This window comes from Candidatus Gracilibacteria bacterium (genome assembly GCA_041660965.1).
Lineage (GTDB): Bacteria > Patescibacteriota > Gracilibacteria > BD1-5 > JAGOOR01 > JAGOOR01.
Genome location: JBAZVH010000001.1, coordinates 92,436 through 104,672, shown reverse-complemented (window position 1 = coordinate 104,672; position 12,237 = coordinate 92,436). Strand labels below are relative to the sequence as shown.

Sequence of the window (12,237 nt, the reverse complement as noted above, 5' to 3'; positions counted from 1 at the left end):
TAGCATACTTTTTTCTGAAATACAAATAAAATCACTATAATTCAGAGAGGTCGAAATCGAGGAATATCAATGCGGTAATACTGATAAGATCAATGGTAATGAGTGTGACGAGTTTATGGAGAGATAATTCTGCGCCAAGAAAGAGAAAGTCGAGAATATTCCACAATCCCCACCAATAGATGATAATCAGACTGGCAGAGAGGATATGGTACCAGGATTGTTTCTTTTTTTGAAAAAATGTTGAGAGAATATTGTGCATTATGCTCACAGTATACACGTATTTTTTTCAAATTTCAAGAGATTCTTACTTTTCTGCTTTTTTGATGCTTTCGTAGAGGATTTTTTCAGCTTTTGAGATTTTTTCGGGAATGAGTATTACGAGAGTGATAATGAGATCTCCATGTCATTTTTTTCCAATTATAGGCATTCATTCGCTCGTGAGTTGTATTTTTTTCCCATGCTGGGTACCAGCCGCTATTCTGATTTCTCGTTCTCCGAGAAGAGGGAAGCGGACCTTTTTATTGACTCATAAAACCGCTTCTGCTGGGCTTATTTTCACAGTACTATGGAGATCATTGCCCCGTCGCAAGAGACCATCTTGTGACTGTTCGACATGACAAACTATATAGAGATCACCATTATTATGTTTTCCTGCGTGCCCCTCATTGTTCATTCGAATAGTCATACCATCATCGATACCAGCTGGTATCTCGACTATTTGTGATACTTTTTTCTTGATACGACGTTTTCCGTGGCATTCTGAGCATGGATGCTCGATAATACTTCATTCCCCATGACATTCCACACAAATAACTGTTTGTTGCATCATACCAAAGATGCTTCTAGTTGCTTTTGTTACATAACCAGATCATCGGCACTGAGTACAGGTTTTTGGCTCTTTTCCGTCTTTTGTTCCGTGACCATCACAGGTTTCACAATTGGTCATACGATCGAAAGAAATATCTTTTTTTATTCCAGAAAAACTCTCAGCAAATGTGATTTTTAGGTCATATTGTATATCCTCCCCACTTTCATCCCTTCTGGTTTGTTGCTGACGACCAAATCATCCCATATTTCCAAAAACGGATGAAAAAATATCCTCAACATTGATATCGCCAAAATCAAATCCACCCATTCCACCAAATCATCCACCTCCATCAGCAGAGCCAAATTGGTCATAACGAGTTTTTTTGCTGGAATCCGAGAGAACAGCATACGCTTCATTGATTGTTTTGAATTCTTGTTCTTTCTCAGCATCGCCACCATGTCTATCTGGGTGGTGATCCATTGCTTTTTTTCGATACGCTTTTTTTATATCTTCAGCGGAGGCATTTCGTTCGATTCAGAGGACGGAATAATAGTCTTTACTCATACGAGAGGATTGTATGGTTTTTTGGTTTTTGGCAAGAAAAATTTAATTCTCCGTCATCCTGAACTTGTTTCAGGATCCAGGTAAAAGGACTCCTTGGATTATATGGATCCCCGTGTCGCACTCATTCCTTGCTTCGCAAATGAATTCATTTGCACGAGGATGACGGAGATGGGGGAATTGTTTAATTTTTCTTTGCGAGTTGTTCGAGAGCGGTCTGTTTGAGATAGTTTTCTTCTGCGGCGAGGTATTCTGCTGTATTGTGTAGTCAGTCTTTTTGCGCTTGTGTCATAAACTGTTTTGCTTCTTCCTTTTTCTTTTGGATGTCTTCATGATTTATTTCAGAATCTTTGGCTACCATATCAGCGATAATTCGTATCCCCTCAGCATCGACTTCATAGATGCCAGATCCGAGAGCATATGTTTCTGGTTCTTTCGTGCCAGCTTTTACGACTTTAAGAATACCGGGTTTTGTGACTCCGAGGACAGGGAGATGGTGGGGGAGTACCTGTATTTCTCCTTGTATGGTAGGAATAGTGACAGAATCAATCTCGATGGTGTCGAGAACTTTTCGGGTGGTGGAGATAAGAGAGAAGAGCATATGATGCTAGATAAAAAAGAAGAAAGAAAAAAGAATAAAGATGGACTTTATTTAACTTCTTTTCTACTTTCCTCAAAATCCTTAATTACTTGTTCGATAGACCCTTTGTAGAGGAAGTATTTTTCAGGGATATGGTCGAGTTCACCAGCGACGATCATAGCAAATCCTTTGACTGTATCTTCACGTTTTACATAGACACCTGGCGTACCAGTGAATTGTTCTGCGACGAAGAATGGCTGTGAGAAGAATCTCTGAATCTTACGAGCTCGAGAAACAGCGAGTTTATCATCTTCTGAGAGCTCATCCATACCGAGGATGGCGATGATATCTTGGAGTTCTTTGTATCTCTGGAGGATTCTCTGAGCAGCACGAGCAGTATCATAATGATCTTCACCGACGACACGAGGCGTGAGGACGGTAGAAGTAGAGTCGAGAGGGTCTACAGCAGGGTAGATACCGAGCTCGGCAATACTACGGTTCAAAACGACAGTTGAGTCGAGGTGAGCAAAGGTGTTTGCAGGAGCAGGATCTGTGAGGTCATCGGCTGGTACATATACTGCTTGTACAGACGTGATAGAACCATTTTTTGTTGAAGCGATTCGTTCTTGGAGAGTACCCATCTCTGTTGCAAGGGTTGGTTGGTACCCTACTGCTGAAGGGATACGACCGAGAAGGGCAGAAATCTCAGAACCAGCTTGTGTAAATCGGAAAATATTATCAATAAAGAGAAGGACATCACGATGCTCTTCATCACGGAAGTATTCAGCCATTGCGAGACCCGTCAGAGCTACACGAGCACGAGGACCAGGTGCCTCATTCATTTGTCCGAAGACCATCACGGTTTTATCGATAACACCTGAATCATTCATTTCGTGGTAGAGGTCATTTCCTTCGCGAGTTCGCTCTCCAACACCCGCCACAACAGAGTATCCTCCGTGTTCTGACGCGATATTGTGGATCAATTCTTGCATAATAACGGTCTTACCGACTCATGCTCCTCAGAAAAGTCCTACCTTTCCTCCTTTGAGCATAGGAGCGACGAGGTCAATAACTTTAACCCCTGTTTCAAAAATCTCTGCTTGTGTTGTGAGTTCTTCGTATGCTGGAGCTGCACGGTGGATAGGGAGCTTCTTTTCAGTATGTGGAGCTGGCTTTTCATCAATAGGGAGGCCGAGGACGTTAAACATTCGCCCAAGTGTACCTTCACCAACAGGTACCATAATAGGGGACTCAAGAGCTTTGACATCTGTTCCTCTCTGGAGACCGTCCACGGGGTTCATAGCAATAGTTCGTACGACACCATCTCCGAGCTGTTGTTGGACTTCGAGGATAATCCGGTTTTCATCCTGTACTTCGAGCGCGTCATAGATATTTGGGATATAACCATCTGAGAATTCTACATCGATCACGACACCGATGATGGATTTGATCTTGCCTGTATGCATAAAGAGATAAATAAAGGATAAATAAAGTTCATTGCTTTGTTTTGCACTCTAAAAAAGCATTGTCAAAAAGAGATGCGGGGATTATAAAAAGAAGTCTTATAAATGCAAATTTTTCCTCCAGCACAGAAAATAATATTGACTAAATACTATATATGCTATAATAATTTCACAGTAATATTTAAACTTTGTTTTTTTTATGAAACACCAAGTTTATAGAGGTCCTTATGATCCTGTACCAAAATGGGAAAAACGGAATCCCGTTCCACCACAAGTTCCAGAAGATCCTTGGGAACATATACCACGTACGGCCGATCAGGTTACAAAGTTGGCTTCTCCCCTTCCAAAAACACCAAATATTCAAGAATCTGCCATTACAGATAGTGAACGTTTTATTGTCTATAAGCTCATGGGTCTTCCAGAACGAGAAAGACTTATTTTGGCATGTCGTGATCCTTCAGGAGAGCAATTTTTAGCACTCAGTGCTTCTGTAATTGATGAAGTGAAAAATGTTATCGAAGGTGAGACAATTCATCCTGAGCATGTCCTTTTTTTACTAAGAAAAGAGCTAAAAATAACAATATCATAAAAATGAGCTTTGCTAAATTCTCTGGGTAAAATCCTTGTGGAGGTACTTTACTCGTTACGGGATTCTATTGAGATTTTTCACTTTTCTCAATATTTATTTTTTTGATTGTGTATTCCTTGATTGTTCTATCATCGCTTGATCAAAGACAGCTTGTTTTTGGAGTGTTTCTGCATCGACTTTTTCTACTGTATCTACAGGGCTTTTTGTGGTCTGTCCACATCCGACGAAAGCGAGAGTACTGATGGCTACAAATATGATCAATATTGTGGTGTTTTTCATAAAAAAGGAGATAAAATATAATTTATGATACTTGGTATGCATGGACCCATCGCTCAATATCTTCACGTATCTTCTTATGCTCTCCTCTGTCTTGAAGACGGAGGGCGTATTCTGTGATGTCACATCGTGTAATTCCAAAGTCTCTACAGGTCTGCAGAAGAAATATAAAAAAATCACTGAGAGTTGCCGTATCTTTTTGGAGGATAGATTTGAGGAGCTGAAAGAGTTTTGGATAGGGGAGTCAATGAGGAAGAAGCGCGTAGAGTACAGAGACGCTCCATCCAGCGATATCATAGATTTCATAGGTTTCACAGGGTGTAAAAGACTCAAGGGTATATATCTGGGAGAGAGTATTTTTTTCTTTGGTTATAATACGTCCCGTAAAATGTGTGAGCGTATCTAGTTTTGGGCTTCCTTTGGTTTCACCGTGGAATATATCTATTTTTCCATACTCACTCGAAAAACATGAGATGACCCATCTGTGTTCATCAATACGATTTTTTTTGAGGACTATAGCCTCAAGAGGATATATCATACTAATTGTTTGGGAAAATATGAATCTTGTTATCTGTGACGGAAAATTTTGTAGAGTAGATATCACTTTTTGGACTTCAGAAAAATATCTCACGTACATCACCAGATTGCTGGATGACTATATCGCTGATGATGATATTTTGGACATCGATTTGTCCTATATAAGAAAGTGATTTGACATCGCTAAAGCGTTTGGAATTTGGGACAAAAATCCATATTCGATTATCCGCGAGGATATAAACCTCTTGATAGGATGGATCAGCATAAATCTTTGTGACAGAAGGATCTGTATTGACAAATGTATTGATGCCGAGATTGTTCATCACGATACCCCGTCTTTCATACTTTGGAGCTGTCAAAATCTTCTCTGTCTTGATACTATTTGTGCCAGAAAGGAGCCAGACGCTTCCATCGATATCCATATTGATAATAGGGCTTGTCTGCGTCTCTGGCGTGATAACGAGTGATTTTCCAGTATACATATTCTCGGACTGTTTTCTATGTTTGTAGATTTGTCTTTTGTCGCTTGAGAGCAAGTAGATATTTGAATTATAGACGCTGATATCACTACTTTTGTCCCATCCTCATACTTGTTGTACACCGAGAGAGGTAAGAGTGCCTTTGTCGAAGAGATAGATTTTATCTTTATCTGTTGTGATATAGATACGTCCGTCACCATCTATATCTGAGGAGAGGGAAGAAGCACCTTCTGGGAGTGTGGATTCTTTTGTTGCCTGACCTTCCACATAGGGTCCTATGACACTTTTTTGTGTCACAAAAAAGAGTTTTTTATCGGCGACGTACATTCAAAAGGGAAGTGATTCAGTACCATTCGAAAAAGTATATACCTTTTTGTATTGCTCTGGAGTAAGAGAGATGACTTTATTAATACTTTTTTCTAGTACAGCAAGTTCTTTTTCGATTTGTTCGACATCGACTTGTAAGACATTTTTACTTTTTACTTGTTGTAAGAGCTCACGTGTACGTACTATCGCTGGTCAGAATTGTTCTGGCTTATCGAGTGCTTTTGAAGCATTGGTCATCTCGACTCGTGCTTCTGCGAGGATGTCTTTGTACTTTTGTGGTACAAAAATTGCATACTGTGATTTCAAGAGCCCAGAGAGAATAATATAGAGAAGTATTATACTGACAAGAAGTCCAGAGATCAGCATCCAATTTTGTGCCTTATCACTCAAAGAGCGGAAAACTCACTGTATTTTATCGTTCATGTTTTTTGTGTTTGTTTCAAACACGGCAGTAATCTTATGAGAGAGCGGTGTGATCTTCTCAGGTTTCCATGCGGTTCGTTCTTCATCTTCTTCACGTCATATCGCGAGAATGATGCCTTTGTCGTGATTACTCCTTTCTACACGTTCAGCCAAGAGCTCACATCGTTTGCCGATATTGAGATGATCGAGTGTTTTGGATTCTTGTTGTACGATATGGAGGTCAATCTTTGGAGCGAACACATAGATAGACTCATTAAGCTGTATTTCCCCATGAGAATCATAGGTGAAATGCCCCTCATGATTATCCATTCATTGAAATATATCTTCTGTATTTTTGGGTGATACGAGCATACCAGTGAGATTTTTCCCAAACATGGAAAAATGAATATGATTGTCTGAAATGAGTCCAATAAACAGAGATATGTCAGACTTTTTGTGCGTTGCAGAGAGCTCATCGAGATGAGCATTGAGATGTTCTAATATTTCTGTAAAAGTCACAACGGGATCTTGTTCATTTATCTCGTAGGCAAGAAATGTGTCATTGCAATATCTATGGAGCGCATCAGTGAGGGTCGAGTGAGCCGTATGACACACACAAACGAGAGTGTTTTTGGTATCTTTTTGTACAGACGAAGAAAGGGTTTCTTTGGAGAGAACGTCTGATAAATGTTGTATATAAACAGCGTGCATATTTTTAGTTTACGAATCTTCCATTTTCGTCAATATAAGTTCCAATAAAAAGACTATACAAATCAGTAAAAAACTTGTCAAAAAATTAAATGATCCATAAATATACACCAAAAAGAGTCATAATATCAGGAGCATAAAGAGGAGACCGTGACGAAAAGATCGAAAAGCATCCATAGGGTAAATATACCCTCTTCTCATAATTTTTTTCACTCCCAAGATTATCAGCCCCATGAGTGATCAGAATCCGAGTAAAAGTGATATAGACATCATCGTGACCGATAGCGCAGGGTAATATGTCGGGTCAAATCCATAATAGAGTATGGAACTCGCGATAAGACCAAAGATACAGAGGACAGTCATCAGTGACACAAAAACCCGGGTATACATTTTAGAAGAGAATTAGAGATTAAAATTTGGACTAAGACAAAGTCTAAGTAATAGGAAGGATTTTTTATCTAATATCGGTGATTTGACTGAGTTCATCAAGTATCGTCTCAGCTTCGTGAAGACTCGTCAGAGAGGCAAGCCGTTTCCGATATTCTCTTACGCCATCGAAACCGTGTAAATAGTGTACGAAATGTTTACGAATTTCAAGGCAGGATCTTTGTTCTCATTTTGTGAGTATCATTCTCTGCATATGTTCCTCCATTACCGTAATCCTCTCTTTCCAGGTTGGCACATAATTATCAGGGAGAAAGCACCAAGGATTTCCAAGTGCTCCTCGAGCAATCATAAAGCCAGCTAAAGCAAGTTCCAAGTTCAGAGTTCCAAGTTCAGAGTTTGTAGTCATTTCTCGTCACTCGTTACATGGCACTTGTATTTTTTGGATTCCATCGTTATAGTTCTTGCAATCTCCATTTCCGAGCACGGGTATTGTGAGAGTTTTTTGTAGTTCATAAATAGGTTCCCAATTCGCCTCACCGGTATATTCTTGTTGAAAAGTCCTACCGTGAACGGTGATAAGCTGTGTGCCAGCATTTTGAAGTGCCTGTCAGAATTCGATAAGTTCATCAGCATTGGTCCATCCAAGTCGTGTTTTGACACTCACTGGGATATTGAGGTTTTCGGCTAAAATACTTACAATTTTCATTGCGCGATCTTGGTCTATCATCAATCCTGAACCATAACCACATTTTACGACTTTTTTTGCAGGACATCCCATATTGATATCGACTCATTGGGCACCATAGGACTCAATCAGTTTCCCAGCTGCAAGAAAGGTGTCAGGATTATTTCCAAATATTTGAAAAATAAGTGGATGCTCTATCGGGTCATGGGTGAGCACTTTTTCTGCGAGTTTTGGATTATGAAAGAGCCCATCAGCACTATAAAACTCCGAAAAGACCACAGTCTCTGGCGCAACTTTTTTACAAATAGCACGAAAAGCACTATCGCAGTATCCATCCATCGGAGCGAGGGCCACAATAGGTTTTTTTTGAGAAGTAAGATCAGTTATCCAGGACACAATAGAAAAAATAAGAAAGAAGAAAGAAGGATTATTGTTTGATTACTTTTCATCTCCAAAAGAGAAAAAGCGTAAAACTTCATTCAGTACATAAGAGGAATGCAGGATATACCCAATTTACTGGAATCCAGGTTTCTACTGCTAACAACGAAAATAAAAAACTAAAAGTCCAGAGAAAATATGAGAGTATATTTTCTTCATAGGGCTTTTTGTAGGATTTTTTCCAGGTAAAATAATATGCTATAGTATCAATAAGACAGATGAAGAGTATAGATATGAATCCTTCTTTTGTGAAAATCCAGAAAGTTAAAATCAAAAGAGCTATACAGAGCAGTATCCAATCTTTCTTGTCCATTTCCGATACACCATATTTTAGTGAAAGTAGAAAGATTCACGCCATAGATATTCATCCTATCAATGTAATTATTGCAGACCAACCAGCATTATGTTGTAACTGGATAATAGCTGTTAGGATCGCTAAAATACTCCAGGGGAGCCATGAGAAGGCATGAGGTCGTGTGTGACGATGCAGTATATCACGGATATACACGATATAACTAATAAATGCACATATTGACCCTATAATTCCCAACACAAGAGAAGTGTCCATGAGGAGAGTATAAAAAGAATGTTCCTTTATCAAAAAAATTATATATAATCTCCTCTATGAAAACTTTTGTTCTTTTTGGCTCGACGGGTGACCTCGCAACTCGTTATGTGCTTCCAGCTCTTGGAAAACTCCTTGAAAAATGAGTCTATGACCATCTTATTTGTGTTGGCCGACGAGATTGGTCACGCGATGATTTTCGCAATTTTCTTGCTGCATACCCAGACTTATTGAATCACACGGAGACTATTTCCTATGTGCGTATCGATGTTGACAGCACAGATTATACCCCGCTCAAGACACAGATTGAATCCATCGGAGCTCTCGATGGAGAAATACTCTATCATCTCTGCCTCAGTCCTGAGCATTTTGCTCCTGTAGCCAAAGGAATCGCATCAGTGTGACTCAATACTTCCCAATCTATTTTGATGATAGAAAAACCCTTCGGTCATGATCTCGCGACAGCTATTTTGCTCAATCTAGAATTGCAAAAATATTTTGATGAACATCAGATTTATCGTGTCGATCATTATCTAGGAAAAACTTTTGTTCGTGAACTCTTTGATTATAGACTTTCTCAGGGTGAGAATTGGTATAACAAAAGAATTTCCTCTATTTTTATTACCGCTCGAGAAATTCTGACCATAGGAGATAGAGGTGTCTACTATGATAAAAATGGTGCAACGAGGGATTTTCTCCAAAATCATCTTATGCAGATGCTCGCTATTATCACGATGAAGATGCCGTGTTGCTTGGAGCGTGCAGACGATATCAGAGATAATATATTTTATGCCCTATCGAGCGTTGCCCCTCTTTTGCTTGATCCTCGTCATGATATCCTTCTCGGTCAATATATCTGATATCGTGAGACTCCTGGTGTAAAATCCGAATCTCGCACGGAGACGTATATCAAGGTCCATCTCACTATGGATCATCCGAGTTGGCTCGGGACAGATATTATCCTCGAAACTGGTAAAGCCCTGGATCGAAAAGAGAGCTCTGTACATATCGTCTATCAAGATGGCACAGAACGAATCTTTTCAGAAACGTCAGCCAATAAAAATAACGCGTATGAAACTCTGATCGAACATGCTCTCCTTCATGATGAGACATATTTTGTGCGTTGGGATAGTGTGCGTGCCGCTTGGCAAGTAGTCAATGATTTGCTTCATTGCACCGATAATTGTCCAATTCTGAAGATGTATCCGATAGGAAGCAGGGAAGTATAAGGATTTGCAAACTTATCTTTTTGTCTTTGTCACCTCATATTAGTTACTCTTTATTTTGCAATATTTGTCATTTGAGGATAATAACCATGTTTAAATCGGTTTCTTATTTTTAGTTTTTATTATTTATGGAAAAGAAAGTAAAAAAATATTCCCTCAATGAACTCATTGAAAAAGTCGATGCACTTCGGAAACATGATGATTTTGATCTTTCAACGGAACAGGATCTCGTCATCGGAATTATGAATCTGATCAGTATAGAGGAACACCTCGCTTTTACCTATAACAAGACAGGAAAGACGAAATATCTTACCATGCTTCAAGAAGTTCGTGAGATGCGCAAGACACTCCTCAAAGAAGTTATCAAAGAATACGAGGGGGAAGTATGGTGCACCTGCAAACACCTTCTCTCAACTTCTATGCGCCTGATGGAGGTGGGCACGAAACAGCTTTGAGCTGGTAAAATGAAAGAATCTGAAGCATTTTTTCAAAAATCCTACGATGCGTACTGTATGTTTTGGGCATTGGTTCTCGATATCGGGACTGGTAAGGTAGATGATGTCAAAAAACGCACAGAGAGACTCGATAATGCCCTGATAGGTGACGTCATTGATTGCTGTAAGGAGTAGATAGTTATAGAAATAGTCATAGTTATAGGAAGGAATGGTTTGAATAATAGGGGGAAATTCTAAAATATATCTTTATGAAAGTCGTAAAAATATGAGCCGTCTGGTGTGCTGGATGTATCGTGATGAAGCCGATATGGAGAGATATAGAAGTGGCAAATCCATGGCTTGAGACAACATCGTATGATATCGATGATGATGAAGAAATCGTACAAGCGTATGGAGATTTGCGAAAGCTCCCTATCTTTATTTTCTTTGGAAAAAATGGAAAAGAGATAGCTCGATTTCATGGGGAAATATCTCGCAGTGAATTCCTCAAAAAAATAGACCCCCTTAAAAATTTATAATCTTTTCTATGAAAAAAATAATCATTCTTTCTTCTTTCTTCTTTCTTCTTTCTTCTTTTGGAAATGTCCTTGCTCAAGATAATGTAGCAAGACTCTATCTTTTTTGGTGAGATGGCTGTCCTCATTGCGAAAAAGAGCGAGCATTTCTCCCCACTCTTGAAGAGAAGTACGGGGATAAATTAGTCATTCAACAGTTTGAAATCTGGAAAAATAAGCAGAATCGTGAACTTCTTCAAGAAGTCGTCAAAGGATTCGATACTCCAGTGAATAGCGTTCCTCTCACACTTATCGGAGATGCAAAAATTGTAGGGTATGGTAATGACGAGACGACAGGAAAACAAATCGAAGAAGCAATTCGATATTGTCTCACAAATACTTGTAATGATCTAGTTGCTCCCGTACTTGAGTCTCAATCCAGGGAAGAAGCAGAAAAACAATCGTCCACAGAATGAAAAAAAAGTGAATGAACAATAGGCGATGCGAGTACGCAGGTGGATGTTCCTTTCTTCTGAGTAGTACAACTTAAGGATTTTTCCCTCCCTCTTGTGACAGTGATACTGGGGACGCTTGATGGATTTAATCCTTGCGCGATGTGGATATTGATTTTCCTGATCAGTATGCTCATCGGTATGCAGGATCGACGCAAGATGTGGATCATCGGCTTTGCCTTTATCTTTGTTTCGGCGCTCTCGTATTTTCTCTTTATCACTGCATGGCTCCAGGTCATGCTCTTTATCGGATTTATCGCTGGAATTCGTGCTGCGATTGGGTTTTTTGCACTTGCGGGTGGAGGGTGGAATGTCTATACGTATTGGAAAACACGAGATAGCGGATGTGAGGTTGTTTCACCGAAAAAGCGGAAGAAAATCTCTCAACAAATCAAGGATATTATTCATGAAAAAAACATGATTATCGCTCTCGTTGGAGTGGGCGTGCTTGCGTTCTCTGTAAACCTTATTGAGCTTCTCTGTTCTGCGGGATTGCCAGTGATATTTACACAAATGCTCGCATTGAATGATCTCAATACAGTTCAACACTATCTCTATATCTTGCTCTACATTTTCTTTTTTATGTTAGATGATTTGCTCGTGTTTATTATCTCTATGGTAACACTTGAGGCGTTTGGTATCACGACAAAATATACGAAATATTCGCATCTTGTATGAGGAATCTTGATGCTCATCATCGGAGTACTCCTGATATTCCGTCCAGAAGTTCTGATGTTTGGGTAGT

General features: G+C 39.5%; 14 protein-coding genes. 5 read left to right on the top strand and 9 right to left on the bottom strand.

What is annotated here, in order from left to right:
• Positions 1–34 precede the first annotated feature (34 nt).
• The 4 genes from WC753_00565 to atpD all read right to left on the bottom strand — a co-directional run bounded on the left by WC753_00565 (position 35) and on the right by atpD (position 3,415).
• A complete protein-coding gene (locus WC753_00565) occupies positions 35–259 on the bottom strand; it encodes a hypothetical protein (GenBank protein MFA6079960.1) in 225 nt (74 codons plus the stop codon).
• A gap of 45 nt (positions 260–304) precedes the next feature.
• Entirely contained in the window at positions 305–1,372 is a 1,068-nt protein-coding gene (gene dnaJ, locus WC753_00560; GenBank protein ID MFA6079959.1) for a molecular chaperone DnaJ, read from the bottom strand.
• A gap of 181 nt (positions 1,373–1,553) precedes the next feature.
• On the bottom strand, positions 1,554–1,970 hold the full coding sequence (gene atpC, locus WC753_00555) for an ATP synthase F1 subunit epsilon (protein ID MFA6079958.1): 417 nt from the start codon (positions 1,968–1,970) through the stop codon (positions 1,554–1,556).
• Positions 1,971–2,017: 47 nt separating this feature from the next.
• Complete coding sequence (atpD, locus tag WC753_00550; GenBank protein ID MFA6079957.1) at positions 2,018–3,415, bottom strand: F0F1 ATP synthase subunit beta; 1,398 nt, start codon at positions 3,413–3,415, stop codon at positions 2,018–2,020.
• Between the two features lie 196 nt (positions 3,416–3,611).
• Between atpD and WC753_00545 the strand changes: the two genes are divergently transcribed.
• Positions 3,612–4,001 carry a hypothetical protein gene (locus WC753_00545; GenBank protein ID MFA6079956.1) on the top strand — a complete coding sequence of 130 codons (390 nt, stop codon included), beginning with the start codon at positions 3,612–3,614 and terminating at the stop codon, positions 3,999–4,001.
• 93 nt (positions 4,002–4,094) lie between these two features.
• On the opposite strand, the gene WC753_00540 is transcribed toward WC753_00545, so the two are convergent.
• The 5 genes from WC753_00540 to WC753_00520 all read right to left on the bottom strand — a co-directional run bounded on the left by WC753_00540 (position 4,095) and on the right by WC753_00520 (position 8,808).
• Positions 4,095–4,280, bottom strand: a complete 186-nt coding sequence (locus WC753_00540; protein ID MFA6079955.1) for a hypothetical protein — start codon at positions 4,278–4,280, stop codon at positions 4,095–4,097.
• 22 nt (positions 4,281–4,302) lie between these two features.
• Complete coding sequence (locus tag WC753_00535; protein ID MFA6079954.1) at positions 4,303–4,815, bottom strand: hypothetical protein; 513 nt, start codon at positions 4,813–4,815, stop codon at positions 4,303–4,305.
• Between the two features lies 1 nt (position 4,816).
• On the bottom strand, positions 4,817–6,733 hold the full coding sequence (locus WC753_00530) for a hypothetical protein (protein ID MFA6079953.1): 1,917 nt from the start codon (positions 6,731–6,733) through the stop codon (positions 4,817–4,819).
• 451 nt (positions 6,734–7,184) lie between these two features.
• Positions 7,185–8,198 carry a tRNA-dihydrouridine synthase gene (locus tag WC753_00525; protein ID MFA6079952.1) on the bottom strand — a complete coding sequence of 338 codons (1,014 nt, stop codon included), beginning with the start codon at positions 8,196–8,198 and terminating at the stop codon, positions 7,185–7,187.
• A gap of 31 nt (positions 8,199–8,229) precedes the next feature.
• Complete coding sequence (locus WC753_00520; GenBank protein ID MFA6079951.1) at positions 8,230–8,808, bottom strand: hypothetical protein; 579 nt, start codon at positions 8,806–8,808, stop codon at positions 8,230–8,232.
• A 56-nt stretch (positions 8,809–8,864) separates the two neighbouring features.
• Here WC753_00520 and WC753_00515 point away from each other — a divergent pair, with 56 nt between their 5' ends.
• The 4 genes from WC753_00515 (at position 8,865) to WC753_00500 (ending at position 12,236) form a co-directional block, all read left to right on the top strand.
• A complete protein-coding gene (locus tag WC753_00515; GenBank protein MFA6079950.1) occupies positions 8,865–10,034 on the top strand; it encodes a hypothetical protein in 1,170 nt (389 codons plus the stop codon).
• A gap of 125 nt (positions 10,035–10,159) precedes the next feature.
• The gene (locus tag WC753_00510; protein ID MFA6079949.1) at positions 10,160–10,660 is read left to right on the top strand and encodes a hypothetical protein; all 501 of its coding nucleotides are present in this window, start codon (positions 10,160–10,162) and stop codon (positions 10,658–10,660) included.
• A 74-nt stretch (positions 10,661–10,734) separates the two neighbouring features.
• Positions 10,735–11,004 carry a thioredoxin family protein gene (locus tag WC753_00505; protein ID MFA6079948.1) on the top strand — a complete coding sequence of 90 codons (270 nt, stop codon included), beginning with the start codon at positions 10,735–10,737 and terminating at the stop codon, positions 11,002–11,004.
• An 8-nt stretch (positions 11,005–11,012) separates the two neighbouring features.
• Positions 11,013–12,236 carry a hypothetical protein gene (locus tag WC753_00500; protein MFA6079947.1) on the top strand — a complete coding sequence of 408 codons (1,224 nt, stop codon included), beginning with the start codon at positions 11,013–11,015 and terminating at the stop codon, positions 12,234–12,236.
• The last annotated feature ends 1 nt before the right edge of the window (position 12,237 follow it).